This is a genomic window from Synechococcus sp. MU1625, from assembly GCF_020514205.1.
In the GTDB taxonomy this organism is placed as follows: Bacteria; Cyanobacteriota; Cyanobacteriia; order PCC-6307; family Cyanobiaceae; genus Parasynechococcus.
This window is the reverse complement of the sequence record NZ_VTLA01000004.1, coordinates 1-26312: the sequence shown is the minus strand read 5'-3', so window position 1 is coordinate 26312 and position 26312 is coordinate 1. Positions and strand designations below refer to the sequence as shown.

The 26312-nt window shown below is 59.9% G+C and carries 22 protein-coding genes and 1 tRNA gene; 15 read left to right on the top strand and 8 right to left on the bottom strand.

What is annotated here, in order from left to right; genetic code table 11:
- Positions 1-7: 7 nt before the first annotated feature.
- Positions 8-535 carry a hypothetical protein gene (locus FZX13_RS08335; protein ID WP_226409165.1) on the top strand — a complete coding sequence of 176 codons (528 nt, stop codon included), beginning with the start codon at positions 8-10 and terminating at the stop codon, positions 533-535.
- Positions 536-600: 65 nt separating this feature from the next.
- Here FZX13_RS08335 and FZX13_RS08330 read toward each other — a convergent pair.
- Positions 601-674: transfer RNA gene (locus FZX13_RS08330), tRNA-Pro, on the bottom strand.
- 89 nt (positions 675-763) lie between these two features.
- Between FZX13_RS08330 and lipA the strand changes: the two genes are divergently transcribed.
- Positions 764-1633 carry a lipoyl synthase gene (gene lipA, locus FZX13_RS08325; RefSeq protein WP_226409163.1) on the top strand — a complete coding sequence of 290 codons (870 nt, stop codon included), beginning with the start codon at positions 764-766 and terminating at the stop codon, positions 1631-1633.
- On the opposite strand, the gene FZX13_RS08320 is transcribed toward lipA, so the two are convergent.
- Both FZX13_RS08320 and gltB read right to left on the bottom strand, forming a co-directional pair.
- The gene (locus FZX13_RS08320) at positions 1611-1919 is read right to left on the bottom strand and encodes a YciI family protein (protein ID WP_226409161.1); all 309 of its coding nucleotides are present in this window, start codon (positions 1917-1919) and stop codon (positions 1611-1613) included. The two genes, lipA and FZX13_RS08320, sit on opposite strands and share 23 nt — an antisense overlap.
- Positions 1920-1933: 14 nt before the next feature.
- Positions 1934-6535, bottom strand: coding sequence for a glutamate synthase large subunit (gltB, locus tag FZX13_RS08315; RefSeq protein ID WP_226409159.1), 4602 nt, complete (start codon positions 6533-6535; stop codon positions 1934-1936).
- 102 nt (positions 6536-6637) lie between these two features.
- On the opposite strand from gltB, the gene FZX13_RS08310 reads away from it, so the two are divergent.
- The 9 genes from FZX13_RS08310 to FZX13_RS08270 all read left to right on the top strand — a co-directional run bounded on the left by FZX13_RS08310 (position 6638) and on the right by FZX13_RS08270 (position 15131).
- The gene (locus FZX13_RS08310; RefSeq protein WP_226409157.1) at positions 6638-8335 is read left to right on the top strand and encodes a phosphodiester glycosidase family protein; all 1698 of its coding nucleotides are present in this window, start codon (positions 6638-6640) and stop codon (positions 8333-8335) included.
- Between the two features lie 34 nt (positions 8336-8369).
- The gene (locus tag FZX13_RS08305) at positions 8370-8696 is read left to right on the top strand and encodes an AIR synthase (RefSeq protein ID WP_115022735.1); all 327 of its coding nucleotides are present in this window, start codon (positions 8370-8372) and stop codon (positions 8694-8696) included.
- Between the two features lie 72 nt (positions 8697-8768).
- Positions 8769-9143: a 30S ribosomal protein S12 gene (gene rpsL / locus FZX13_RS08300; protein WP_006850614.1), complete on the top strand. Its 375-nt coding sequence runs from the start codon at positions 8769-8771 to the stop codon at positions 9141-9143.
- A 41-nt stretch (positions 9144-9184) separates the two neighbouring features.
- The gene (gene rpsG / locus FZX13_RS08295) at positions 9185-9655 is read left to right on the top strand and encodes a 30S ribosomal protein S7 (RefSeq protein WP_115022733.1); all 471 of its coding nucleotides are present in this window, start codon (positions 9185-9187) and stop codon (positions 9653-9655) included.
- A 90-nt stretch (positions 9656-9745) separates the two neighbouring features.
- Positions 9746-11821 carry an elongation factor G gene (fusA, locus tag FZX13_RS08290; protein WP_115022731.1) on the top strand — a complete coding sequence of 692 codons (2076 nt, stop codon included), beginning with the start codon at positions 9746-9748 and terminating at the stop codon, positions 11819-11821.
- A 44-nt stretch (positions 11822-11865) separates the two neighbouring features.
- Positions 11866-13065, top strand: a complete 1200-nt coding sequence (tuf, locus tag FZX13_RS08285) for an elongation factor Tu (protein ID WP_115093336.1) — start codon at positions 11866-11868, stop codon at positions 13063-13065.
- A 121-nt stretch (positions 13066-13186) separates the two neighbouring features.
- Positions 13187-13507 carry a 30S ribosomal protein S10 gene (gene rpsJ / locus FZX13_RS08280; RefSeq protein WP_011363346.1) on the top strand — a complete coding sequence of 107 codons (321 nt, stop codon included), beginning with the start codon at positions 13187-13189 and terminating at the stop codon, positions 13505-13507.
- 56 nt (positions 13508-13563) lie between these two features.
- The gene (locus tag FZX13_RS08275; RefSeq protein WP_226409156.1) at positions 13564-14199 is read left to right on the top strand and encodes an LON peptidase substrate-binding domain-containing protein; all 636 of its coding nucleotides are present in this window, start codon (positions 13564-13566) and stop codon (positions 14197-14199) included.
- Positions 14199-15131, top strand: coding sequence for a methyltransferase domain-containing protein (locus FZX13_RS08270; RefSeq protein ID WP_226409154.1), 933 nt, complete (start codon positions 14199-14201; stop codon positions 15129-15131). The genes FZX13_RS08275 and FZX13_RS08270 overlap by 1 nt, the downstream gene beginning before the upstream one ends.
- 37 nt (positions 15132-15168) lie before the next feature.
- Here FZX13_RS08270 and pheA read toward each other — a convergent pair whose 3' ends face one another.
- Positions 15169-16011, bottom strand: a complete 843-nt coding sequence (gene pheA, locus FZX13_RS08265) for a prephenate dehydratase (RefSeq protein WP_226409152.1) — start codon at positions 16009-16011, stop codon at positions 15169-15171.
- 52 nt (positions 16012-16063) lie between these two features.
- Between pheA and FZX13_RS08260 the strand changes: the two genes are divergently transcribed.
- Positions 16064-16639, top strand: a complete 576-nt coding sequence (locus tag FZX13_RS08260; protein ID WP_226409150.1) for a DUF1997 domain-containing protein — start codon at positions 16064-16066, stop codon at positions 16637-16639.
- Here the strand turns inward: FZX13_RS08260 and FZX13_RS08255 are convergent.
- The 3 genes from FZX13_RS08255 to FZX13_RS08245 all read right to left on the bottom strand — a co-directional run bounded on the left by FZX13_RS08255 (position 16586) and on the right by FZX13_RS08245 (position 22052).
- Positions 16586-17185 carry a ribonuclease HII gene (locus tag FZX13_RS08255; RefSeq protein WP_226409149.1) on the bottom strand — a complete coding sequence of 200 codons (600 nt, stop codon included), beginning with the start codon at positions 17183-17185 and terminating at the stop codon, positions 16586-16588. The genes FZX13_RS08260 and FZX13_RS08255 overlap by 54 nt on opposite strands.
- Before the next feature lie 5 nt (positions 17186-17190).
- On the bottom strand, positions 17191-19131 hold the full coding sequence (locus tag FZX13_RS08250; RefSeq protein WP_226409147.1) for an Rne/Rng family ribonuclease: 1941 nt from the start codon (positions 19129-19131) through the stop codon (positions 17191-17193).
- Positions 19132-19388: 257 nt separating this feature from the next.
- Positions 19389-22052, bottom strand: a complete 2664-nt coding sequence (locus tag FZX13_RS08245) for a TIGR03960 family B12-binding radical SAM protein (RefSeq protein ID WP_226409145.1) — start codon at positions 22050-22052, stop codon at positions 19389-19391.
- Positions 22053-22105: 53 nt separating this feature from the next.
- Between FZX13_RS08245 and FZX13_RS08240 the strand changes: the two genes are divergently transcribed.
- Genes FZX13_RS08240 through FZX13_RS08230 form a run of 3 tightly spaced genes read left to right on the top strand, consistent with a single transcriptional unit; the run spans position 22106 to position 24577 of the window.
- Positions 22106-23332 carry an LL-diaminopimelate aminotransferase gene (locus FZX13_RS08240; RefSeq protein WP_226409143.1) on the top strand — a complete coding sequence of 409 codons (1227 nt, stop codon included), beginning with the start codon at positions 22106-22108 and terminating at the stop codon, positions 23330-23332.
- A 47-nt stretch (positions 23333-23379) separates the two neighbouring features.
- Complete coding sequence (clpS, locus tag FZX13_RS08235) at positions 23380-23700, top strand: ATP-dependent Clp protease adapter ClpS (RefSeq protein WP_226409300.1); 321 nt, start codon at positions 23380-23382, stop codon at positions 23698-23700.
- A gap of 4 nt (positions 23701-23704) precedes the next feature.
- Positions 23705-24577: a CPBP family intramembrane glutamic endopeptidase gene (locus FZX13_RS08230; RefSeq protein ID WP_226409141.1), complete on the top strand. Its 873-nt coding sequence runs from the start codon at positions 23705-23707 to the stop codon at positions 24575-24577.
- On the opposite strand, the gene FZX13_RS08225 is transcribed toward FZX13_RS08230, so the two are convergent.
- On the bottom strand, positions 24517-26106 hold the full coding sequence (locus tag FZX13_RS08225; RefSeq protein WP_115022711.1) for a photosystem II high light acclimation radical SAM protein: 1590 nt from the start codon (positions 26104-26106) through the stop codon (positions 24517-24519). The two genes, FZX13_RS08230 and FZX13_RS08225, sit on opposite strands and share 61 nt — an antisense overlap.
- Positions 26107-26312: the final 206 nt, after the last annotated feature.

Genomic DNA, 26312 nt, shown 5'->3' with positions numbered 1-26312 from the left:
ACTCACCATGCGTCTTCCCGTACTGATTGCAGGGTTGCTTCTTTGCTCAGCTAACCCTGCTATCGCGGTTGAGCAATCCAGCTCAGCGCTGGTTGCCCAGCTCACTCCCAAGGATTCTGCCAGCCAGATGGAGTTCTTCAGCAGGGAACTGGACCGGGCCGAACAGCTCTACGACAACCTGATGTTCGAAGAAGCGGATCGGATTGCTGACCTGACGATCGCGAGGATCAATGCCTTCCTCAGCAAAAACCGCGGCATTGAAGGCGTGGATGAAATCGAGGCTGTCTACAGCGCAAGAGTGAATCAGCTCAGACAGCTCAAAGCCTTCAAAGCTGTTGCCAGAGAACAAATGGAGCGTGAAGGAGCCGCCAACTACGACCAAAAAAGAGACACCCGGGAACGAAAACTGCGGGAGCAACGGAAACATCAGTACCGAATGGCCGTGGAGGCACGTCGGATCGCTGAGGCCCATGCGACCCGTTGGTGGTCACTCTGGGCCGGTCGGTCTTATTCGCCGATCCTGATCTTCAACTAAGCAGGCGCCAGAGACATTGCCTCACCCACCGGACAGGATCCTTTTGGGCAAAGGGAATGCATCAATCGGGATGACAGGATTCGAACCTGCGGCCCCTTCGTCCCGAACGAAGTGCGCTACCAAACTGCGCCACATCCCGGCATGTCAATCTTAGGAGATTGGTGTTTAGGAGAGGCCAGCAGCGCCATCGGCGCAAGGTCTAAGGTCATGGATTGAAGAGACTTCGCCGTGCTTAAGCCGGAGTGGTTGCGCGTTAAGGCTCCGCAGCGCGAACGGATCGGCGCCGTAGCCGACCTGCTGCTGGACTTGAACCTGAACACGGTCTGCCAGGAAGCCAGCTGCCCCAACATCGGGGAATGCTTCGCAGGCGGCACAGCCACGTTTCTGATCATGGGGCCTGGTTGCACCCGCGCATGCCCTTACTGCGACATCGACTTCGACAAGAGCGTGCGCGAGCTGGATCCGACGGAACCGCAACGGCTCGGCGAAGCGGTAGCCCGTCTGGGTTTGAAACACGTGGTGATCACCTCCGTGAACCGTGATGACCTCGCTGATGGCGGCGCCTCCCAGTTCGTGGCCTGCATTGAACAGGTCAAAAAGCGCTCACCGCTCACAACAATCGAGCTGCTGATTCCTGACTTCTGCGGTAACTGGGACGCTCTGGCAAGCGTGATGGGAGCTGCACCCCATGTGCTGAACCACAACATCGAGACGGTTCCGCGGATGTACCGCCGGGCTCGGCCCCAGGGCATCTACCAACGCTCCCTGGAGCTACTGCAGCGGGTGCGTGACCAATGGCCCAAGGCCTACAGCAAGTCAGGCCTGATGGTCGGGCTCGGTGAAACCGATGAGGAAGTGATCCAAACGCTCCGGGATCTGCGCCAGCACAAGGTCGATATCGTCACCATCGGCCAATACCTCTCTCCAGGTCCGAAACATTTGGCCGTCGACCGCTTTGTGACTCCTGCTCAATTCGACACCTACAGAACAGTCGGCGAAGAGGAACTGGGCTTCCTCCAGGTCGTCAGCACACCACTCACCCGCAGCAGCTACCACGCCGGTGAGGTGCAGCGGCTTATGACCAGCCATCCCCGCTGACGGGGATCCATTCGTGCAACTGCCAGTCCACCAGACCGGCTCGAATCATCGGGTCGTTCTGCACCCACGCCCGAGCTTCGGCGTAGGACGAAGCTTCAAACATCAGCAATCCCCCGCCACCAGGCCGCCGGTTGTCATCAACCAGATAACCGCTATGAAGACGTCGTCCTGCAGCGGCTTCCTGCACAACCCAGTGGCGGTGAGCCTCCAAGGTGGGCCGCCGCTGCTCGACGGGCAGAGCGGCGGCGGCGGCCGTGAAGGTTTCGGTCTTGACGAACCAGGCCACGAGAGATGACGGCGCTAGGCGGCCACAGCCTGCTTAACGGCCAATCCCATCGGTTCCCGCTCGCTTGGTGGGACCAACACCTTGAAGCGATGCTTCGCCGCAGACCAGTTGGCCAAGAGATCGGCCGCCTTTTCGCTGCCCGTTAGATCCACATGCTGTTGCAGCAGGCCCTTCAGCAGCGTCTCCTGCTCATGGGTGGTGATGGTGCAGACCTCAACAATCTCCGGGTTCACCCGAGGCGCGACACGGCCCTCCTCATCCAGCAAGAAGGCCACACCACCGGTCATGCCAGCACCGATATTGCGGCCGGTGCTTCCGAGGACAACCACCACACCACCGGTCATGTACTCACAGCAGTGGTCACCAGCGCCTTCCACCACGGTGCGGGCTCCACTGTTGCGAACGCCGAAGCGCTCGCCAGCCCGGCCATGAGCAAACAACTCACCACCGGTGGCCCCATAGAGACAGGTGTTGCCGAGGATCACCTGATCCCCTGGAGAGGCAGAACCGTCAGAAGGCACCAGGGTGATTCGACCACTGTTCATGCCCTTGCCCACGTAGTCGTTGGCCTCACCCTCAAGACGAACCTGCATGCCCTGCACCAGGAAAGCCCCAAAGCTCTGGCCCGCGGCACCACGGAACGTCAGATCGAGCTGTCCATTGAATCCGCGGTTGCCATGACGCTGGGCAATTTCACCAGCCAGACGTGCACAGACACTGCGATCGGTATTGATGATCTCGATGGTGCGGCTGACGGCACCGTGGTGCTCCAGCGCTGCCATGAGGTCAACATCGGCGAGCAGCTGATCCTCAAGAATCAGACCATTGCCGTGAGCCTGATCACTGTGACGAAGCCAGGAGCGATCCGCAGCGCCACTGATCGGAGCGATCAGGCCAGATAGATCCACACACTTTGTCTTGGCCAGATCGACAGAACGAGCCTTGAGCAGATCCGTACGGCCAATCAGCTCTTCCAGGCGGGTAACGCCGAGCAGACTCATCAGCTGCCGCACTTCCTCGGCGACATACCAGAAGAAGTTGACGACGTGCTCAGGTACACCGGTGAAACGCTTGCGCAGGTTCTCCTTCTGCGTGGCGACCCCGACAGGGCAATTGTTGGTGTGGCAGACACGAGCCATGACGCAGCCCTCAGCGATCATGGCGATCGACCCGAACCCATACTCTTCCGCGCCGAGCAGGGCAGCGATCATGACGTCCCAGCCGGTTTTCAGACCTCCATCAGCACGCAGCAGGACCCGATCGCGCAGACCGTTTTCCACCAGAGAGCGATGCACCTCGGTCAGGCCCAGTTCCCATGGACTGCCGGCGTGCTTAATCGAACTGAGGGGAGATGCGCCCGTGCCCCCGTCGTGACCCGAGATCTGGATCACATCCGCGTTGGCCTTCGCCACGCCCGCAGCGATGGTGCCAATGCCAATCTCGGCCACCAGCTTCACGCTCACAGGAGCAGCAGGATGCACCTGGTGCAGGTCATGAATCAACTGCGCCAGGTCCTCAATGGAATAGATGTCGTGGTGAGGCGGCGGCGAAATCAAGGCCACTCCTGGCTTGCTGTTACGCAGCCAGGCGATGTACTTGTCGACCTTCGGCCCAGGCAGTTGGCCCCCTTCACCGGGCTTGGCCCCCTGGGCCACCTTGATCTCCAGTTGTTTGCCACTGCGCAGGTATTCAGCCGTCACACCGAAACGCCCTGAAGCAACCTGCTTGATCGCCGAACAAGCGGTATCGCCATTGCGAAGCCCGCCGATGCTGGGGAATGCGGCGGACCGTCCTTCCCCATCCACATCCTTGAGGATCTGGAAACGTGCAGGGTCTTCACCACCTTCACCGCTGTTGCTCTTGCCACCGATGCGATTCATCGCCACGGCCAGCACTTCATGGGCTTCCCGGGACAGCGCACCGAGGCTCATCCCCCCCGTACAGAAGCGGGTGCAGATGCTCTCCACACTCTCCACCTGGTCGAGGGGCACCGGGGTGGGCGCCAGCTTGAACTCCAAAAGGTCCCGCAGGGCCATCACCGGGCGGTTCTCCAAGAGCGCCTGGTAAGTGGAGAAGTGGTCATAACCAGGGCCCTGGGCCACTGCCTTGTGCAGCGCCTTGGAAAGCTCGGGGTTATTGCGGTGGTATTCAGCACCACTGCGGTACTGAACAAAGCCCATGAACTCGAGCTTGCTGCGGTTGAGCTCGGGGAAGGCCTTGGCATGCATCGAGAGCGTTTCATTCGCCAACTCGGAGAGCGTCATGCCTGCAACACGGCTCGTTGTCCCGGTGAAGGCGGTCTCCACCACATCCGCACCGAGTCCAATCGCTTCAAAGATCTGGGCGCCGTGATAGCTGGCCAGCAAGGAGATTCCAATTTTGGAGAGGATCTTCCGGAGACCGTTCTCCAGCGACAAACGCACATTGGCCTGCGCCTGATCGGCATCCAGGGCTGGCAACTTGCCCTGTTCGATCCGCTTCTTGGTCTTGGGATGCTCCAGCCAGTGGCGCGTTGTCTCCCAGGTGAGCCAGGGGCAGACGGCACTGGCGCCATAGCCGATCAGACACGCCATGTGATGGGTGCTCCAGCACTGGGCGGTATCGACCACAAGAGAGCACTGCAGACGCAACTTCTGGCGCAACAGATGGTGGTGAACAGCACCCACGGCCAGCAAGGCCGGCATTGCCACCGTCGTGGGCGTCAGCTGTGCCGCCGCCCCCGTGCTGCCAACCCGATCGGAGAGCACCAGCACCTGTGCACCGTCGCGCACCGCCTGTTCCGCAAGGCTGCAAAGCGCATCAATGGCCTTCTGAAGGCCTCCCACGCAGGACTCCACTGCCACCTGGGTGGACACGGTCTGGACGGGCAAACCTTGCTGACTGATGGCCGCTAGTTCCGCCTCATTCAGAACAGGAGTCTCGAGGTGGATCACTGAAGCCGCTTCCGGCTGGGGCTTCAGGGCCGGCCGGCGTTCACCCAGATGCATCTCCAGGCTCATCACCAGCTTTTCCCTCAAGGGATCAATCGGTGGGTTCGTGACCTGGGCGAAGCGCTGCTTGAAATAGTCGTAGAGCAGGTGCGGCTTATCGGAAAGCACCGCCAGGGGAATGTCATCCCCCATGCAGTAAGTCGGCTCCTTGCCGAGCGCCGCCATGTCTTCGATGATCAAATCGAAGTCTTCAGCGGTGAAGCCCATGGCGGTCTGCAACCGCAGCAGGTCGAGTTCACCCACCTGTCGGTTTTGAGTCCAAGGCTGGGGTTCCACACCGCGGCGATGCTGCTGCAACCAATCGGCATAGGGAAATCGACATGCCGCGTCTTCCTTAACCGACCAGTTGTCGAGCAACTCACCGCGTTCCAGATCAACGGCAACCATCTGGCCGGGGCCAAGACGTCCTTTCTGAACAATCGTCTTGCCGCTGAGGTCGACCACGCCGGTCTCAGACCCCATGATCACGAAGCCGTCTTCGGTGGTGCACCAACGCGCCGGGCGCAACCCATTGCGGTCGAGCGTGGCACCCACCCGCTTGCCGTCAGCAAAGACCAGCAGGGCTGGGCCATCCCATGGCTCCTGAATTCCCGCGTTGAATTCATACATCGCCGTCACATCGGGACGGCTGTCGAGGTCGGGCTGATTGCGGAAGGCTTCCGGAACGAGCGTGATCAGGCTGTCGGTGATCGACCGCCCACTGCGCACCATCAGCTCCAGGGTGGCGTCAAGGTTGGCGGAATCACTGAACGCAGGGTTTACCACTGGGATCAGGTCGTCTGCAGCCTCTCCCCAAACGTTCTCGAGGCTGGCTTCTGACGCCTTGGCCCAGTTGAGATTTCCCAGCAGCGTGTTGATCTCACCGTTATGACCCAAAAGCCGCATCGGCTGCGCCAGAGGCCAACGGGGCAAGGTGTTCGTGCTGAAGCGACGGTGATAGACCGCAAAACTCACCGCAAAACGTGGATCCTGCAGATCGGCGTAGTACTGCGCCAGAACCTCGGACCGGACCATGCCCTTGTAGACAACCGTCCGGCTGCTCAGGGAAGCGACATAAACGTCCTGGGCCACCTCGGCGCCAAGGGCAGCCCGCACACGGGCGCCAATCCGCCGCCGCAAGCGGAGAAGCTGCCCATCAAACCCTGCGTCGTCCGCATCACCGTTGAGCACCCACTGCTCAATAACGGGAGCGGTGGCGCGGGCCAGGGGGCCGAGCACCGCAGAGTCCACAGGAACAATTCGCCAACCAAGCGGTTGCAAGCCGAGCGCCTTGGCCTCGTCATCACAGAGGCCTCGGACCTCGGCACGACGGGTGGCATCGGTCGGCATGAACATCATCCCGAGGCCCCGCGCTGCACCCGCCTCAGGCCAGACGGCTTTTAGGTACGTCCAGGGGATTTGACACAACACCCCTGCGCCATCGCCGGAGTCTCCATCTCCCCCACAACCGCCTCGGTGCTCCATGCATCCCAAACCACGCAGGGCCTGCTCCAACACCCAATGGCTGGCCTGTCCCTGGAGCTGGGCCAAAAAGCCAACTCCACAAGCATCCTTCTCACCCGCAACAACCTCGGGCGCAGGGCTGTCGCAGTAAGGCCAGACAGCGGAACGGATGGATTCAGTCATAGGGAACTCAACCGGACGGTCGCATGGGCCTGCAGCTTCGAGCTCTGCAGAAACCATCTCGAGGGACGATCCTAGGCAGGCGCCTCTCCGCCAAGGCATTTCATGCTGGCCTTTGCCCCACTTTCCGCGCCACCGCCCGCGCCACCTCCAGAGCTGCGCTTTGTGCCGAAGCAAAGTGGTGATGAAGTCCTCATCGGCCGAGAGCGCAGCAAAGCGGTTTGGCTTTGGAGGGGCAGCAACACAGCAACAGAGGAACTCTGGCTGCCCTTGGAGCTCCTGGAATCCCGGCTGGGTTTCAGGCGCGTTGCTCGCATCGACGGAGAGGCACTGGAATGGTTCGGTCGAACCGTCCCCCTGGCTTCGCTAGAGACCCGTTCGCTCGGGGATGAAGTGGGTCTCGAAGTGAGCGACTGGCTCACCGAGATCGGTGTTACCACCCAAGTGAACGGAAGCAGCCTGACGCTTCGGCTGCCCACCCCAACCGTGAACAACCTGCGCCGCGGCAAGGGTTCAACAGCCGATCGTTTGGTGCTTGATCTGAACGGACCCGCCTTGGTGCAGCAGCTGAACGGTGACCTGTTGCTGGAGCTCAAGGTCTCGCCGTCACAGAAACGTCAGCTCAAAGCGTGGGGGCTCGCTCCTCAGCAGCGTCGTGACGGCGGCCTTGTGCTGCAGGGACAAGCCACAAAGCTACGGAGCTTGAGCTTGTCGTCTCCCTGGCGATTGGTGCTGGACGGTGTGCGGGTCGGCGGCCGCCGCCAACCCCCAAGCGCACGCCTACCCCTAAGCAATCCAACTGTTGCTGCTTTGCTCAGGCGGGGCTTTGTGCTGGAGAAACGCACGATCAAGGTGGGGGTGAAACCCATCCAGGTGTTTCGTGCGGGCGGTGACCTGAGCGGCCTCGGGATCACCCTGCAGCCCCTGGCCAAGACCGAACAGCAACAGGGTCTGCAGTTTCTTCCGCAGCTCTCCCAACCCGCAGGGGCGCTGGTCGCCGTGAACGGAGGGTTTTTCAACCGGATCAATCAACTCCCCCTTGGAGCCCTGCGGCGCGAGGGGGTCTGGCTATCGGGACCGATTTTGAACCGCGGCGTCATCGCTTGGGGATCGTCAGGAGATCTGCAGTTCGGCCGACTTCGCCTGGACCAAACGTTGCAGGTGAACAACGGTCAGCACTGGGGCATCAAAGCGATCAACAGCGGCTACATCCAAAAAGGACTGAGCCTTTACACACCGGCCTGGGGCCCCCGATACCGGGCCTTGAGCGGTGAAGAGGAAGCACTCTTGATTCGCGGTGGCCGCGTCGAGGCAACGTTCGAGCAGACCAACCTGCAGCGCGGGATTTCCATCCCCCAGGACGCTGAGTTGGTGGTGGCTCGCGGGCGCACCCCACTACCAGCGCGACCTGGCGATCGGATCCTGGTGAGATCACAGGCGAGCTCATCCCTCGCCCAACAGCCGAATGTGCTGGGCGGCGGTCCACTCCTGATGCAGAACGGGCGTGTGGTTCTGAATGGACGCCAAGAAGGCTTTAGTCCCGGCTTCATGAGCTTGGCGGCACCGCGGACCGTGGTGGCCCAAGGGCAGAGCGGTCAATGGCTAATGACCCTGCGTGGTGCCTCTGGCAGTGATCCCACGCTTGTGGAAACAGCCCTGGCAGCCCAACAACTGGGCCTGCGTGATGCGTTGAATATGGATGGCGGCAGTTCGACAACCCTCGTCGTGGCAGGCCAAACCGTGATGAACGGTCGTGGCAGCACCCCGAGAGTTCATAACGGACTGGGGCTTATCCCTCTCTGAGACCTGCAACAGTGGGGAACCCAAGAAACTGAGCATGGCTGCCAATTTGCGGCTGACCGCTGCCGCTGCTGCCGAGCTAGGGCGTCAGGCTGCCGTGGCGGGAACACCCGGGCAGATGCATCTCGACGTCACTCCAGGGGAATGCGCACAGCATGTGCTGCGCATTCGAGCAGGACATTTGGCCGGTATTGCCATTGCAAGGGCCGATGGCGTGACGCTGCACGCCCCTGCAGAGCAGCTCAAATTGCTCGAGGGTCTTTGTCTGGACTACCGCGGCGACCTCAGTGGTGGCGGATTTCTGATCCGCAGCAGCGACGGTGTTGAACCCTGTGCCTGTGGCAGTGCCTTCAGCCGCGTCTGAAAGGGGACCGTCACCCGGTATCGTGGTCGATTGTCGAATCAGGTCGGGAGTCCGACCGCTCACCGACCATCGATGCCAACCATCCAACAGCTGATCCGCACTGAGCGCTCACGCCTCAAGGCCAAGACAAAGTCCCCGGCCCTGAAATCGTGTCCGGAACGACGCGGTGTTTGCACCCGCGTTTACACCTCAACGCCGAAAAAGCCCAATTCGGCTTTGCGCAAGGTGGCTCGTGTGCGCCTTACTTCCGGCTTTGAAGTCACGGCTTATATCGGTGGCGTCGGTCACAACCTGCAGGAGCACTCGGTCGTTTTGATCCGTGGTGGTCGTGTCAAGGACCTCCCTGGCGTCCGCTATCACATCATTCGCGGAACCCTGGATACAGCTGGTGTGAAAGACCGGCGTCAGTCCCGCTCCAAGTACGGCGCCAAGGCTCCCAAGGAGTGATCACCGGTTTCTTCCTCATTCCCACAACGTTCTGATCCCTAATGTCCCGCCGCAACGCCGCTGAAAAGCGCCCGATTCTTCCCGATCCGCAGTTCAACAGTCGCCTCGCCACGATGATGGTGGTGCGCCTGATGCAGCACGGCAAGAAGTCCACAGCGCAACGGATCCTGTCCGACGCGTTCGGGCTGATCAATGAGCGCACCGGCGGAGATCCGCTCGAGCTGTTCGAAACTGCCGTCAAGAACGCCACTCCATTGGTGGAAGTGCGCGCTCGCCGGGTTGGTGGCGCCACCTATCAGGTGCCCATGGAAGTGCGCCAGGAGCGCGGAACGGCCATGGCCCTGCGCTGGCTGGTGAGCTTTTCCCGTGCCCGTAATGGTCGGAGCATGGCCCAGAAGTTGGCTGGCGAATTGATGGATGCCGCCAATGAGGCTGGCAGCGCCGTTCGCAAGCGCGAAGAGACCCACAAAATGGCCGAAGCCAACAAAGCCTTCGCCCACTACCGCTACTGAGCCTTTCAGGCCAGCCCGTCAACACAGATGTTCATGGCTGGCCTGTAGAGTCTCCCCGCCTTTTCACGCCCCACCCCCGGAGAATTTCCTGTGGCCCGCGACTTCCCCCTGGAACGCGTCAGAAATATTGGTATCGCTGCTCACATCGATGCCGGAAAAACCACCACTACCGAACGGATCCTGTTCTATTCCGGTGTGGTGCACAAAATCGGCGAGGTGCATGACGGCGCTGCAGTCACCGACTGGATGGCCCAGGAGCGGGAACGTGGCATCACGATCACGGCAGCTGCCATTTCGACGTCTTGGCAGGACCATCGGATCAACATCATTGACACGCCTGGCCACGTGGACTTCACCATCGAGGTGGAGCGTTCCATGCGTGTGCTGGATGGTGTGATCGCCGTCTTCTGCGCCGTTGGTGGTGTTCAGCCCCAATCCGAGACCGTATGGCGTCAGGCGGATCGCTACTCCGTCCCCCGGATGGTGTTCGTCAACAAGATGGACCGCACCGGTGCGGACTTCCTCAAGGTTCACGGCCAGATCAAGGATCGCCTCAAAGCCAATGCTGTCCCGATCCAGCTTCCGATCGGGGCTGAAGGTGAACTGAGCGGCATCATCGATCTCGTTGCCAACAAGGCGTACATCTATAAGAACGATCTCGGCACCGATATCGAAGAGGCCGAGGTGCCGGCTGCTATGGCCGACGAGGTGGCCGAATGGCGAAACACCTTGATGGAAACCGTCGCCGAAACCGACGAGTCTCTGATCGAGAAGTTCCTCGAGAGCGGCGAACTCAGCGTTGATGAGCTCAAGCAAGGCATTCGCGAAGGCGTGCTGAAGCACGGTCTTGTGCCAATGCTCTGCGGCTCTGCCTTCAAGAACAAAGGCGTGCAGCTGGTGCTCGACGCCGTGATCGACTACCTGCCAGCTCCTGTCGATGTCCCCCCCATCCAGGGTGTGCTTCCCGACGGCAGCGAAGCCGTGCGTCCTTCCGACGACAGCGCTCCTTTCAGTGCCCTCGCCTTCAAGGTGATGGCCGATCCCTACGGCAAACTCACCTTCGTCCGGATGTACTCCGGCGTGCTGGAGAAAGGCAGTTATGTGCTCAACTCCACCAAGGGAGAGAAGGAGCGCATCTCTCGTCTTGTGGTGCTGAAGGCGGATGACCGCGAAGAAGTCGATGCCCTGCGAGCCGGAGACCTCGGCGCGGTGCTGGGTCTGAAGAACACCACCACCGGTGACACCCTCTGCACCCAGGACGATCCCATCGTTCTTGAGACCCTGTTCATCCCCGAACCGGTGATCTCAGTGGCCGTGGAGCCCAAGACCAAGGGCGACATGGAAAAACTCTCCAAGGCACTTGTGTCTTTGGCAGAGGAAGACCCCACGTTCCGCGTCAATACTGACTCTGAAACCGGTCAGACCGTGATCGCCGGCATGGGCGAGCTCCACCTGGAAATCCTGGTGGACCGCATGCTGCGCGAATTCAAGGTGGAAGCCAACATCGGCGCACCTCAGGTGTCCTATCGCGAAACCATCCGTGGTTCCGCAGGTGGCGAAGGCAAGTTCTCTCGTCAGACCGGTGGTAAGGGTCAATACGGCCACGTCGTGATCGAAATGGAACCGGGTGAGCCCGGCTCCGGCTTCGAATTCGTCAACAAGATCGTGGGCGGTGTCGTTCCGAAGGAATACATCAAGCCCGCCGAGCAGGGCATGAAAGAGACCTGCGAATCCGGTGTGATCGCCGGATATCCGCTGATCGATGTGAAATGCACGATGGTGCATGGCTCATATCACGACGTCGACTCTTCGGAGATGGCGTTCAAGATCGCCGGATCCATGGCCTTCAAGGACGGCGTCAAGAAGTGCAATCCTGTGCTGCTTGAACCGATGATGAAGGTCGAGGTCGAAGTCCCCGAGGATTTCCTCGGTTCGATCATCGGCGACCTGTCCTCCCGTCGAGGTCAGGTTGAAGGCCAGTCCGTCGATGACGGCACGTCCAAAATCTCGGCCAAGGTGCCCCTTGCCGAGATGTTCGGTTACGCCACCGAGCTCCGCTCCATGACCCAGGGCCGGGGCATTTTCTCGATGGAATTCGACAATTACGCCGAAGTTCCTCGCAATGTGGCCGAGGCCATCATCTCCAAGAATCAGGGCAATTCCTGATCTCTAAACTCCTCCAAACCCAACCCTCGATTCTTTAAACACCCATGGCACGCGAGAAGTTCGAAAGGAACAAGCCCCACGTCAACATCGGCACCATCGGCCACGTTGACCACGGCAAGACCACCCTCACCGCCGCGATCACCAACGTGCTCGCCAAGAAGGGTCAGGCTGAAGTTCAGAACTATGCCGACATCGACGGCGCCCCCGAAGAGCGTGAGCGCGGCATCACCATCAACACCGCTCACGTTGAGTACGAGACCGAGACTCGTCACTACGCTCACGTGGACTGCCCTGGCCACGCGGACTATGTGAAGAACATGATCACCGGTGCCGCTCAGATGGACGGCGCCATCCTGGTGTGTGCTGCCACCGACGGCCCCATGGCCCAGACCAAGGAGCACATCCTTCTGGCCAAGCAGGTGGGCGTTCCCGCTCTGGTTGTTGCACTGAACAAGTGCGACATGGTCGATGACGAAGAGATCATCGAACTGGTGGAAATGGAGATCCGTGAACTGCTCTCCAGCTACGACTTCCCCGGCGATGACATCCCCGTCGTTCAGGTGTCTGGCCTGAAGGCCATCGAAGGCGAGGCTGCCTGGGAAGCCAAGATCGAGGAACTGATGGCGGCTGTTGACGCCAGCATTCCTGAGCCTGAGCGGGAAGTGGACAAGCCCTTCCTGATGGCTGTGGAAGACGTCTTCTCCATCACCGGTCGTGGCACCGTGGCCACCGGCCGTATTGAGCGCGGCATCGTCAAAGTCGGCGAAGAAATCGAAATCGTCGGTATTCGCGAGCCTCGGAAGACAACCGTCACCGGTGTGGAAATGTTCCGCAAGCTGCTCGACGAGGGCATGGCTGGCGACAACGTTGGTCTGCTGCTGCGCGGCATCCAGAAGGAAGACATCGAACGCGGCATGGTGCTGGTGAAGCCTGGCTCCATCACCCCTCACACCAAATTCGAAGGTCAGGTGTATGTGCTGAAGAAAGAAGAAGGCGGCCGCCACACTCCTTTCTTCGCTGGCTACCGCCCGCAGTTCTACATCCGTACAACTGACGTGACCGGCCAGATCACCGCTTTCACAGCTGAAGACGGCAGCAATGTCGAAATGGTGATGCCTGGTGACAACATCCAGATGACCGGTGAGCTGATCTGTCCTGTTGCGATGGAAACCGGCATGCGTTTCGCTATCCGCGAAGGCGGCCGCACCATCGGTGCTGGCGTGGTCTCCAAGATCATCGAGTGATCAGCGCAAGCTGAACCACAAAGCAGGAGATGGAGGGGCTCCGCCCCCCATCTCCTACATTTCTAAGAACCTCGACAACTGAAGTCCTGCTTCGTCTTCGGAGCTCTTTCGCCTCTCTCCTATGTCCACTGCCATCGCTCAGCAGAAGATCCGCATCCGCCTTAAGGCGTTTGACCGCCGCATGCTGGATCTGTCTTGCGAGAAAATCATTGAAACGGCCGATAACACCGCTGCAACTGCAATCGGTCCGATCCCCCTGCCCACGAAACGCAAGATCTACTGCGTTCTGCGCTCCCCCCACGTGGACAAGGACTCCCGCGAGCACTTCGAGACCCGCACGCACCGTCGGATCATCGACATCTACAGCCCTTCAGCCAAAACCATCGATGCGCTGATGAAGCTTGATCTCCCCAGTGGTGTGGACATCGAAGTGAAGCTCTGATCCAGTCGATCAGGACTTCACTTTCCTAGGATTCAGTTGCCTACAACACGGCGTTCGTGTCCGATTTTTCCGTGAGGGAGCTTCCCCTGTTCCCCCTGCCGGACGTCGTGTTGTTCCCTCAGCAGCTCCTGCCGCTGCACATTTTTGAATCGCGTTATCGGATGCTTCTCCAGACGGTTCTGGAGACCGACAAACGATTCGGCATCGTTCGCATCAATCCTGAGAACGGCCAGATGGCCGAAATCGGGTGCTGCGCAGAGGTGCTCCAGCACCAAACCACTGAAGACGGTCGCAGCTACATCGTTTCGCTGGGGCAACAGCGGTTCCGCCTGTTGAACATCACCCGTGAAACGCCCTACCGAACAGCCATGGTGAGCTGGTTGGAAGATGAGCCCGTGGCCGATGCCGAGGCACTCAACAGCTTGCGGGACAAGGTCAGCGAAGCCTTGAACGACGTCGTTCAACTGACAAGCAAGCTGCAGAACCGAGAGGTGGAACTTCCTGATGATCTCCCTGATCTACCGCGGGAGCTGTCGTTCTGGATCAGTGCCCATCTCGACCAGGCCGCATCAGAGCAACAGAGTCTTCTGGAACTGACCGACACCCAAGAGCGTTTGAGTCAGCAGTTTGAAATGTTGGACCACACCCGACGCCAGTTGGCGGCCCGCACCGTACTGATGGATCTGAAGTGATGTTGGGATCTCTGCTTGTGGTGGCCGGAGCGGCTGGAGCAACCGGGCTTGCCCTATGGCTTCGTCGCGACCGGCGCTACGAATCGTCGGAGAGTGTTGCCTCCGCCTACGACGCCTGGACGGAAGACCGTTTGTTGGAGCAACTCTGGGGGGAACATGTCCATCTCGGCCATTACGGGACCCCGCCAGGCTCCTGCGACTTCCGCGAAGCCAAGGAAGCCTTCGTTCACGAGCTTGTGCGATGGAGCGGTCTGGACCTACTTCCCGCCGGCAGCCGGGTGCTGGATGTGGGATGCGGCATCGGTGGCAGTGCCCGAATCCTGGCGCGGGATTACGGGTTGGACGTTCTCGGCATCAGCATCAGCCCAGCCCAGGTGAAGCGGGCCACGCAACTCACCCCATCAGACCTGACCTGCCGCTTCCAGGTGATGGACGCCTTGGATCTTCAACTGCCCGATCAAAGCTTTGATGCGGTCTGGAGTGTGGAGGCAGGCCCGCACATGCCGGACAAACAGCGCTATGCCGATGAACTGCTACGGGTGATGCGCCCGGAAGGTCTGCTTGCTGTTGCCGACTGGAACCGCCGCGACCCATCCGACGGCGGCATGACACGACCTGAACGCTGGGTGATGCGTCAGTTGCTCAACCAGTGGGCCCATCCCGAATTCGCCAGCATCAAGGGGTTCCGCCAAAACCTCGACAACAGCGCCCACCATCGTGGTCAGATCGTCACCGATGACTGGACCCAGGCCACGCTGCCCTCATGGATTGACTCCATCGTCGAGGGCATCCGACGTCCCTGGTCTGTGCTCAGCCTGGGACCCAAAGCAGTGCTTCAAGGCCTGAGAGAAACCCCGACGTTGTTGCTCATGCACTGGGCCTTCGCCACCGGCCTGATGCAATTTGGCGTTTTTCGGATCCGTCGAGACTGATCGTCAACAACCACTGATTTTCAACAGCCACTGATTTTCAACAGCCACTGAGGTCGCTGCTGGGGTAGGCGCCGAAATGGGCGAGATGCTCACAGAGAGGCTGCAATTGAGCGATGAGTTCAGCCAGCGCAGTTGAAGGCGCTGAAGGAAGGTCCACATCCACAAAAAACACGTATTCCCCCAACTCCCGTTTGGACGGACGAGATTCAATTCGGCTCATGTTCAACCCCCGCTGAGCCAAACAAGCCAGCGCCTCCAGCAGGGCCCCAGGTGCATTGCGATGCAGCGAGAAAGCAAGACTGGCCACATCTCCATGTTCACTGCGTTCACCACGGCGCAACAAGAGAAAACGGGTGCGATTTCCCGCCACATCATTCACGGGAAAAGCCAACTCATCCAACCCGTGTTCGCTTGCAGCCGTCTTGGAGGCAATCGCAGCACGAAAGGGACTGCCGGCCACCATGCGAGCAGCCTCAGCGGTAGACGAGGTAGGAAGCTGCAGGGCATCAGGCAAATGCTGCGCCAACCAGCCACTGCACTGGGCAAGGGCCTGCGGATGAGAGAGCACTTCCGTGACTCTGCTGAGTGGACCACTCCCCAGCAGCGCATGCTGAATCGGGAGCACCAACGCCCTTCGAATACAAAGCTCAGGATGCGACCAGAGCGCATCGAGGGTCGCTGTCACTCCCCCTTCAACCGAGTTCTCAATCGGAACAACGGCTGCATCACACTGCCCCTGAGCCAGCTGTTCCACAACCGATCGAAGACCGGTGCACGGCATCAACTGGACATCATTTAGGGCGTCCTGGTCGATCAACACCCGAGCGGCCTGCTCGCCATAGGTCCCAGCTGGACCAAGGAATGCGAGACGTGTAGGCATCGAAGCCGCACTGCATGGACTCGATAAGATCATGCCGCGTCAGGTGAAGTCCATGCCCCTGGCCTTCGAAGCCAGTCAAAAGCTTGATCTGCCTGTCAGAACCGGAGCAGAGCGGCTGCCCACCTATTTGCTTGAGGAGGAACGGGTTCTCGGAGCCCTACTAGACGCACGCCAGCTCACCCCCTTACAGCCGGGTCTCTACCGCTACGTCGTGACCAGCCTGAAGGTCTTTCAGCTCCATGTGAAGCCCGTGGTGTCGCTTCAGATCCATAGGGAAGGGGACACTCTGGTGATGCGCGCCCTGGATTGCGAACTGGAAGGCCTAGGGATCGTTGATGACTTTGCGCTGAATCTGGAAGCACGACTCGCCTGCACACCCGAGGGGCTTCAGGGGAACGCGCATCTGTCGGTCAGCGTGAGTCAACCCTCCCTGCTGAAGCTGATTCCAAAACGAGTGTTGGAGTCAACAGGGGAATCCATCCTGAGCGGCATCCTCATTGGCATCAAAACCCGTGTCGGCCAGCAGCTCATTGACGACTATCGGAGCTGGTGCGGTGCAACAGAGGCGCAACTCTCATCCCAGCAGCCGCTTCAGGAACGTCTGCCGATGCAAGGGCGTGGGGCCTGAAGCCATCAAGCTCTGACGATGCTGTGCCGTGCCATAGCCCGCATGGCGCTCGAGTCCATACCCGGGGAAGCGATCGGACAAACGCCGAATGAGTGAATCCCGGGCCTCCTTGGCCAGAACGCTGGCAGCAGCGATGGCAGGTGATCGGCTGTCGCCGGAAACAACAGTGCGCTGCGGGCCCAGCCACAGCCTGAGGGGAAGGTTGCCATCCACAAGCACCAAGCCAGGGGATTGCGGCAGTCGCTGAAGAGCACGCAACATGGCGCGTTCAGTGGCGACGCGAATACCACTGGCGTCAATTTCTCGCGCTGAAGCCTGGCCCATGCCGGAGGCAACACACAGCGAATGAATCAAGGGAACCAAGGCAGCCCGACGTTTGGCGGAGAGTTTCTTGCTGTCGGTCAGTCCCGCCTTCAACAGGCGTTCTGCAGCTGCGCCATCCAGCACTACAGCTGCCGCAAAAACAGGTCCGAACAAGCAACCACGACCAACTTCATCCACTCCAGCCACATCCCTCCCGATGGGGAGCGACTCCTGCGGAGTCATCCGGTTCAGACCGTGGCGACAGCAGAGGAGCGGCGACGACGACGGCGGGGCTCCTCTGATTCAGCCGGTTCCGCCACCGGAGCAGGCTCCGACTCAACCGGTTCCGTAACGATCGTTGGCTCTGGTTCGCTGATCGTCAGATTGGTCACGGCCTCCAAGGGGGTGATCTCCACCATCAGGGGTGCAGTCTCATCCGGGACGGAAGACGTCACGACAACTGGAGTTTCCGTAGCAGGGGTCACGGCGGGCTGACTGACGCCATTACGTGCACCTGAACGGCCACCACGCCCGCCGCGACGACGACGCCGTCCCGCAGTTGCCGCCAGTTGCTGCCGAGCAGCCTCCAGCACCTCCTGCTCATCCTCGCCAGGGCTAACAACCCTCACAACAACATTGTCGGATTCAGGAGTCTCTTCCAGCAACAGGGCAGGATTCAAACCAAGCCAGCCAAACAACTGCTGCTGTTCGTCGGTCATGGGAACGGCAACCAATTCAGGGTCCTGACGACGGGCTATCGCAGGCTCATGCGCCTCTTGCGTCGACACCTCAGGAGCGGTCGTATCGGAGGTATCGACCGGAAGGACAGCATCCTGAGTGCCGCGCCCTCGGCCACCACGCCGCCTCCGGCCATTCCCGCCGTTCTCTCCGGGAGAAACCACTTCAGCGCGCGCAGAAGCAGCGGAACGAACCAATCCCGTGGCGGTCGCCAAGGGCTGGAGAAGATCTTTGCCTGGGAGCACAGCCACGTGGCCCAGGCCCCCACAGCTGGGGCAGGCCCGTCCGAAGAGTTCGTAAATGTTCTGCCCTTGACGCTTGCGTGTGAGCTCCACCAGGCCAAGTTCACTGAGCTGTGCGATCTGCGGTCGAGCTGAATCGTCACGAACGGCTGTCGTGAAATGCTCCAGCAACTGGAGCTGATCACGACGGGAATCCATATCGATGAAATCGATGATGATCACCCCGCCGATGTTGCGAAGCTTGAGCTGACGAGCGATCTCAATCGCAGCCTCGCAGTTGGTCCACAGAACGGTTTCTCGAGCATTGGCCGAGCGCGTGAACGATCCGGAGTTCACGTCAATCACCGTGAGCGCTTCGGTGGGCTCGATGATCACGTATCCACCGGAAGGCAGGTCAACCCGAGGCTTGAGCGCATCGCGGATGGCGGCATTGACCTTGTAGTGCTCCAGCAACTCGCTGGGTTCACCGTGGGCTTCTACAAGAACATTGTTGGCATCAGCACCAAGGAAGCTGCTGACACGGCCCACGGCAGCGGCATCGTCCACCACAACCCGGGCCAAATCCGGCCCCATGTGATCCCGCAGAATCCGGTGGATGAAATCTTCATCGCGATTGAGAAGAACAGGGGGGGCTGCTGTCTCAGCTGCTTGCTGAATTGCCTCCCACTGGCGAAACAACGACTCCAAATCTTCAATCAGGAGATCTTCACTGATGCCGTCGGCTTCCGTTCGAATCAGCAGGCCAGCCCCGGGCGGCTTGATCAGAACACCGAGGGCACGGAGTCTGTTCCTCTCTGCATCGGAACTGATGCGTCGGGAAATGTTCACCCCCTGACCATGGGGCTGGAGCACCAGGTAGCGCCCAGGCAGGGCAAGGTTTCCAGTCAGCCGTGGGCCCTTGGTACCGGTCGGTTCTTTCATCACCTGAACCAGAACCTTTTGACGAGGCTCGAGGAGTTCAGTGATCCCAGCGGAACCTTTCTTCAGACGCAGCGGCCCGAGATCGGTGACGTGAATGAAACCATTTTTCTCACTTTCACCGATATTGACGAAAGCGGCATCAATGCCGGGCAAAACATTTTCAACCGTTCCGAGATAAACATCTCCGATCTGATAACGACCCTGCGCGACGATCAATTCGTCAACACGTTCATCGGTTAGCACTGCTGCGATGCGCAGCTGCTCCGCGATGACAATTTGCTGGGGCATAGGAAGACTGGTTGAGCCCAATTCAGGGCCATATCCGTTGTGGAACCTGCCGGTCCGCACTCACGGGTTGATGGAAAGATCTGAGCTGGTCAATGTGACCAAAAGGATGCGGAGCTTGCACTCCTATGAATCAAGCTTGGGGGTTCCGAAATAGACCGCCACGCAAGCCGTGATATGGACCTCGATATCCGTGTGGGATCAGACAAGACCGGAACAAGGGTGGTCCCGACGGACAAAACACTTGCTCTGTATTCAAACTAGCACTGAGCACTAAGGATCAGAGCTTCACGAGTCAACCGTTGCACTTGCAAGGGCTGCCCGACGGTCTCGGCAAGCCAGTGCTGAATCTGAGCAGGGCGCAAGCTTCGGCCCATATCATCCACCGCTGCTTCCAAGCGAAGGCGAGCGGCCCCACTGGAGTTCTGATTCGTCACTTGAAGCGCTTTCAACGCTGGACGGCAATCCCTTTCTCTAGGGCGCCCCTTCTTGTCGGTGTCATGCCATACCAAGGTCTTGGCCTGCAGCAGTTGATCGACAGCCGCACTCCAGTCCACAGGGATCTGCGTCTGCTCGTCCTGAACGAGATCAAAACACCAAACAGCGCCCGTCAGTTCTTGAGAGAGGCTTTTCCCACGAACGGGAACCTCTGCTGCCGCTAACAGCTGAATCCCATCCGGCAACAAGGGCTGGAGCGTGCTGCAGAAGTGATTTGGGTCCTGTACCTCGGTGAATTCCAGATCCATCCACTCGCTCTGGGCCTCGGCGCCGAGGGGAAGGGCCAGAGCGATTTGAACGCGAGGCAGGGGATGAAACCCTCCGGTGAAGCTGATCGGGAGAGCACTGCGGCGCAGGGCTCTCTCCAGCATTCGCATCAGATCGAGATGACTGAGCAGCGCCATCGATCCCGTTTTGGCGAATCGCACCCGGATGCGACACACCCGTTCGCTTGGAGGCGCCTGCGTGGGCACTTGGATCGGCACCTCGGGAGCAGGGACAACCACGTTGTGCCCCAAATCCGGGCCACACACACCACAGCTGCTGCATCCGTCAAAGGAGCAGTCCGGCACAACCGCCGCGTCAAGAGCCCGTTGCAGATCATCTGTCAGCCAGGCCTTCTCGATGCCTGTATCGATGTGGTCCCAGGGGAGCGGCTGGGCACAGAAGGCTTCTAGGTCCTCCCGATCCAGCGCGGCCACGGCACTCCAGCCCCCGACCTCCATCTCCCGATAACGCCCTTCCAAACCAGCGTCAGCAATAGCTCCGGTCCAGGCGGCATAGGCACGATCCAGCGACTCAAACCACGCATCCATTCCGGCACCGGCCCTCCAGGCCGCCTCGATCACCGGTGCCAGGCGCCGATCACTGCGACCAACAAAATCCTCCATGGCGGACAGCCGCACATCGGTGAAGTTCACCTTCACGCCGCGCAAACGCCTGAAGGCCTCCCTGAGCAGGGTCTGCCGCCGCTCAAACTCAGCTGTTGAGACGCTGTGCCACTGAAAAGGCGTGTGGGGCTTGGGCGTGAAATTGCTGATCGTGATATTGAGGTTCAGCCGACCCAGGTCACGACAGCGCTGCTGCAGCATCACGCAGGTCTCTGCAATGCCGAGGACATCGGGATCCGTCTCCCCAGGAAGGCCGATCATGAAATACAGCTTCACCTTGCGGTAGCCGTTCTGCATGGCGGTGCGGATGCCATGCAGCAGGTCGTCATCGGTCAGGCCCTTATTGACGATGTCGCGGAGTCGCTGCGTACCGGCCTCAGGAGCGAAGGTCAGGCCCGCTTTCCGCGTACCACCCAAAATGTGCGCGATGTCTTCATCAAAGCGATCCACCCGCTGACTGGGCAGCTGAAGCGTGACGTTCTGATCCGCGAGGCGGTTCCGCAACTCAACCCCTACCGCCGGCAGCGCTAGGTAGTCGCTGCAACTAAGTGACAACAACGAGAAATCGCTGTAGCCGGTTTGTTTCATCCCGGTTTCAACAGCTTCGATCACCGCCTCTGGTTCAACATCCCGGGCTGGACGCGTCAGCATCCCTGGCTGACAAAAGCGACATCCCCTGGTGCAACCGCGTCGAATCTCCACCGTGAGACGGTCATGCACCGTTTCCACATGGGGGACAAGGCCCATGGCGTAGTGGGGCATCGGCGTCGCCACACGCCGGAGAACCCTCTGCGGAACATCAGGATGGAGCGGCTGAAGGGTGACTCCGTCCGCGCCCAGCTCGTAGAGAGAGGGCACATAAACACCAGGGACCTGGGCCAGATCGCGGAGCAGTTGCGATCGGGTCAATCCATCGGCTTTGGCCTGAGCCACCACTAGACCGATCTCGGGCAGCAGTTCCTCCCCGTCCCCCAGTGCAACGAAATCGAAGAAAGGGGCGTAGGGCTCTGGATTACTGGTGGCTGTAGGACCGCCCGCGAAGATCAGCGGAGGAGCTGCAGGATCACTCAGCGGCAAGTCACCACGATCGGCGGCTCGAATCGGCACCTGGGCAAGGTCCAGCATCTCGAGGATGTTGGTGGCGCCGAGTTCGTAACTCAGGCTGAAGCCCAGAATGTCGAAGGCGGGCAAGGGCCGACGGCTTTCCACCGCAAACAGCGCCTGACTCCGCTCCCGCAAGCGGCCGGCCAGATCGGCGGCCGGGAGATAAGCGCGATCGCACAATTGCCCAGGCACGGCATTGAGGATCGAATAGAGGATGATGTGGCCGAGATTGCTGGAGCCGACCTCGTAAATCTCGGGGTAAGTGAGCGCCCAGCGCACCGATGCGGCTTGCCAATCCCTTGGTTCGACCCCTAACTCATGCCCCATGTACCGGGCGGGTTTGTTGATGCCGCTGTCCACCAGGGCATGGAAATCAACCGGGTGATCCGGGGTTGAGACGACCACGTCGGATGTCCTTACTCCTGAAGTCATCGTATGGAGCTGCCGACACGGCAAGATGCCTCGCAGACATAGCTTCCGGTTCCGTGGTTCAGGTCAACGGCAATTACCTCAAGCTCAAGGCGGGCTACCTGTTCCCTGAGATCGGTCGGCGCGTGAAGGCGTTCAGCACCGACCACCCCGATGCAGCGCTGATTCGCCTGGGCATCGGTGATGTCACGGAGCCCTTGCCACTCGCCTGCCGTGAGGCGATGAAGACAGCTATCGATGCGATGGGCACAGCCGAAGGCTTTCACGGCTACGGCCCCGAACAGGGCTACGGCTGGCTGCGGGACGCCATCGCCAAAAACGACTTCCAATCCCGAGGCTGCGACATCAGTGCCGATGAGATTTTTGTCTCCGACGGCTCCAAATGCGACAGCAGCAACATCCTCGACATTCTCGGCGAGGGCAACAAGGTGGCTGTCACCGACCCCGTCTACCCGGTGTATGTCGACAGCAACGTCATGGCCGGCCGCACCGGTGAAGCCGGTGAGATCGGTCGCTATGCGGGCCTGAGCTACCTCCCGATCAGTGCGGACAACGGCTTTGCAGCGCAGATTCCCAGTGAACCTGTCGATCTGATTTATCTCTGCTTCCCCAACAACCCCACTGGTGCAGTCGCCACCCGGGAGCAACTCCAGGCCTGGGTGGACTACGCCCGTTCCAATGGCGCCCTAATCCTGTTCGATGCGGCCTATGAGGCCTTCATCCAGGACCCAGCCCTCCCCCACTCCATTTTTGAGATCGACGGCGCCCGGGACTGCGCCATCGAATTCCGCTCCTTCTCCAAAAACGCTGGCTTCACTGGCACGCGCTGTGCTTTCACCGTGGTGCCGAAAGGGCTGAAAGGCAAGGCAGCCAGCGGTGAGGACGTTGAACTCTGGGGGCTATGGAACCGGCGCCAGAGCACCAAATTCAACGGTGTGAGCTACATCATTCAGCGCGGAGCTGAAGCTGTTTACTCCGAAGCCGGTCAGGCCGAGGTGAAGGCCCTGGTGAGCTTCTACATGGAGAACGCCGCGATCATTCGCCGTGAACTCAGTGAGGCAGGCCTCACTGTTTATGGCGGCGAACACGCTCCCTATGTCTGGATCAAGACCCCTGAAGGCATGGACTCCTGGGGATTCTTCGACCATCTCCTCAACAAAGCCAATGTGGTCGGCACACCCGGAAGCGGTTTCGGCGCCGCCGGAGAGGGGTATTTCCGCCTGTCAGCTTTCAACAGTCGCGCCAATGTGGAGGAGGCCATGGCCCGCATCAAGGCTCTATGAGCCGCCCCTCCTTCGCATTCCCCTTAGATTTCAAAAATCTCGGATCAATGGTCATGGCCGTGGATGCTCCCAGCCAAAACCCAGGAGGTGCGGCTGTTCTGGACAAAGCTCCGGAACGGGTTCGCAAGTACTCACCTCGCTACAAGGTGCTTCTGCACAACGACCCGGTGAACTCCATGGAATATGTGGTGTCCACCCTTCAACAGGTTGTGCCCCAACTCAGCGAGCAGGACTGCATGGCCGTGATGCTGGAAGCCCACAACACAGGTGTTGGCTTGGTGATCGTGTGTGACATCGAGCCAGCTGAGTTCTATTGCGAAACACTGAAGGGCAAAGGGCTGACCAGCTCCATCGAGCCCGAGAGTTAGTGAGATGAAGCAACTGCTGGACAGGTTTCTCCTGCTTCAGCCGGTCTGGCTGCCCACACTTCTGTTCGTTCCGCTGCTCTACGCGTTGGGGTGGCTGGCAGCCGTCCCGCTCACACTTCTTGGGCTGCCAGGGGATCAGGTCTCCTTCACAGGGACGCTGATGAGTTTCGTGCTGTTTCTGCTGGTGATGCCCAGATGGGCTGCCGTGAGGTGGTCAGCATCACAACCCTGGGCCGCCTTGGGCATAAGCAAGAAAGGCTCCATCAATCGGTCCATTCACGCGGCTGGATTGCTGAGAGGCCTCTTCATCGCCGCAGGGCTACTGACGTTGATCACGAGCATTGTTCTGATCGGAGGTTGGGGTCGATGGCTGGGCCATATCGATGGCATTCACGTCCTCAATGCTGTGCTGCTCTGCCTTGGGGTGGGCTTTGCTGAAGAATTGATTTTCCGCGGTTGGCTGTGGACCGAACTGAACCGAATCATCGGCTCACGTGGTGGAGCTGTCGCTCAAGCTGTCATTTTCAGCCTTGTCCACACACGCTTCAACCTCGGGCTGGCTGGCATGGGTGGACTCCTTGTCGGTCTTTTTATGTTGGGAATAATTCTCGCCAGACAACGTCAAGCTGACCAGGGCTCGCTTTGGGGCTGTATAGGCCTGCATGGAGGGCTTGTAGCTGGATGGTTTCTGCTGCTGAACGACTGGCTTCAGCTATCGCCTCAAACTCCCTCCTGGCTTGTGGGTCCTGGAGGAGATGCCCCCAATCCACTTGGGGGAGTGATCGGACTGACTTGTTTGATGACGCTGTTTCTGATTCAGCGCACAGCCGTTGCCAAGGCCGATCGGCCTGCAACAGGAGCACGCAACGCTTCCTGAAGTGGAGCCACTCCGTAATCCCTTTCGAGGAGCGACATCACCGTGCGACCGAAATCGGCAGGATTGCGATCAAAGGCCTCGAGACACACCCGGCCGAAGGTGCTTCCCATCGGCTCCGGGTTCCAGAGAAGCTTGCGCGCTGTCCACGGCATCATGCTCATCGGGTTGTAACCCGGCTTGATTAAGCCCTGATCGAAACCGTACTGCTCGAGATGGGTATGCGGTTGCAATCCGATGAAGAAGATCGCAGGCTCAACCAGATCAGCACCAAAAATCGCCTCAAGCTCCCGGTGATAAGCCACGGTCTGTCGAATGGTCTCCGGCCGCTCATCGATCACGTTGAAGGAGTAGTTGACCGAGACGTGATCGCGAAAGCCAGCATCCGCAAGCATGCGGCAACTTTCCAACACCGTCCGCAGGTTGTATCCCATGCGCATCTTTCGCACGAGCTCTTGGGAGCCTGAAGTTATTCCGATCTCGAAATAGCTCATGCCCGTCTCCACCATGAGCTGAGCAAGCTCTGGATCGAGATTGTCGGCTCTGATGTAGGCCGCCCAGCGAATTCCCGTAAGACCTTCGGCCTTGATCGCGCGTAAAAGCTCCTTGGCGTCTTCGATATAGCGCCGAGCGGGAATGAACTGAGCATCGGTGAACCAGAAACCACGCACCCCGCGGTCGTAGAGCTGGCGCATCTCTTTCACGACCTCGGCAACAGGATTGAGGCGCACCTGCTTGCCTTCCACCACTGTGTAGACGCAGTAGCAGCAGTTATGAGGGCAGCCGCGCTTGGTCTGAACACCGACGTAGAAGTCACCGCCTTCGAGATACCAGTCGAGCTGGGGCCAAACCGAGGCGATGTAGTCGTAATTGCAGGCTGTCTTGGGACGACTCTCCGGTTGCTCATGGATCAAGCCTGACCGGGGCGGTTCACCAACAACGAAGCAGCGCTCTTGCTCGAGAGACTGACCCTGTATCAACTTTTCTAGAAGTGGCTCCCCCTCGCCGACGGACACAATCGTGCCCTTGGGAAGCGACTTGCCGAGCTGTTCATAGAACACACTGACGGCTCCACCTCCAAGAACGGCCCGAGCGCTTGGCTGGTGACGGCGTGCGCGCTTCAAGCCCTGACGCACCAAACGCTGGTTTCTGCTCAGCTCGCCGTAATGACTCCGCATCAACTGAAGCCCGCCTAAGGCGCCATGGAGTCGCTTCAGTGGGTTGCGGGCATAAAAGACTTCAAACGAATTCTGGAGAGGGTTTCCCCCTCGCCCGTCGACCGGGGCATAGATCTGAATATCTCTCCAGGAGAACACCAGAAGCGTGGGCTGAAATTGGTCAACGGTCGCGTCCAGCACGCGATGCACGTCGAGCACTGGTAGAGCCGCAAGATCCAGGATGCGCTGAGGCATCTCCGGGAAGCACTTGTGCAGATGGTCGGCGAGATAGATCGGCCCGATCGGAAAGATCGGATTGCAGGGCAGCCGCACCAGTAACACCCGTTCTTGCTGTGGTGCCAAGTCAGCTGCCATGGAGCTTTCGGGACGCTAACAAGCGCGACAGCCAAAGGCGCTGAGGCCCTCTTCACAAGAGCTTCATAAAGTTTGCGATACACAGCGCAAACTTCCGTTACACTCGGAACCAGGCAGGGCTCTCCTGCCCTTCCTTAAACCGTTCCTTCGGGAACATTTCTTTCCGTTCTCATGACCACCACCCTCCAGCAGCGCTCCGGCGCTTC

Coding starts and splice junctions, on each gene's coding strand:
- FZX13_RS08335 (WP_226409165.1), top strand. CDS start 8: ATGCGTCTTCCCGTACTGATTGCAGGGTTGCTTCTTTGCTCAGCTAAC.
- gltB (WP_226409159.1), bottom strand. CDS start 6,535: ATGACTGAATCCATCCGTTCCGCTGTCTGGCCTTACTGCGACAGCCCT.
- FZX13_RS08310 (WP_226409157.1), top strand. CDS start 6,638: ATGCTGGCCTTTGCCCCACTTTCCGCGCCACCGCCCGCGCCACCTCCA.
- FZX13_RS08305 (WP_115022735.1), top strand. CDS start 8,370: ATGGCTGCCAATTTGCGGCTGACCGCTGCCGCTGCTGCCGAGCTAGGG.
- rpsL (WP_006850614.1), top strand. CDS start 8,769: ATGCCAACCATCCAACAGCTGATCCGCACTGAGCGCTCACGCCTCAAG.
- rpsG (WP_115022733.1), top strand. CDS start 9,185: ATGTCCCGCCGCAACGCCGCTGAAAAGCGCCCGATTCTTCCCGATCCG.
- tuf (WP_115093336.1), top strand. CDS start 11,866: ATGGCACGCGAGAAGTTCGAAAGGAACAAGCCCCACGTCAACATCGGC.
- rpsJ (WP_011363346.1), top strand. CDS start 13,187: ATGTCCACTGCCATCGCTCAGCAGAAGATCCGCATCCGCCTTAAGGCG.
- FZX13_RS08270 (WP_226409154.1), top strand. CDS start 14,199: ATGTTGGGATCTCTGCTTGTGGTGGCCGGAGCGGCTGGAGCAACCGGG.
- pheA (WP_226409152.1), bottom strand. CDS start 16,011: ATGCCTACACGTCTCGCATTCCTTGGTCCAGCTGGGACCTATGGCGAG.
- FZX13_RS08260 (WP_226409150.1), top strand. CDS start 16,064: ATGCCCCTGGCCTTCGAAGCCAGTCAAAAGCTTGATCTGCCTGTCAGA.
- FZX13_RS08255 (WP_226409149.1), bottom strand. CDS start 17,185: ATGACTCCGCAGGAGTCGCTCCCCATCGGGAGGGATGTGGCTGGAGTG.
- FZX13_RS08250 (WP_226409147.1), bottom strand. CDS start 19,131: ATGCCCCAGCAAATTGTCATCGCGGAGCAGCTGCGCATCGCAGCAGTG.
- FZX13_RS08245 (WP_226409145.1), bottom strand. CDS start 22,052: ATGACTTCAGGAGTAAGGACATCCGACGTGGTCGTCTCAACCCCGGAT.
- clpS (WP_226409300.1), top strand. CDS start 23,380: ATGGTCATGGCCGTGGATGCTCCCAGCCAAAACCCAGGAGGTGCGGCT.
- FZX13_RS08230 (WP_226409141.1), top strand. CDS start 23,705: ATGAAGCAACTGCTGGACAGGTTTCTCCTGCTTCAGCCGGTCTGGCTG.
- FZX13_RS08225 (WP_115022711.1), bottom strand. CDS start 26,106: ATGGCAGCTGACTTGGCACCACAGCAAGAACGGGTGTTACTGGTGCGG.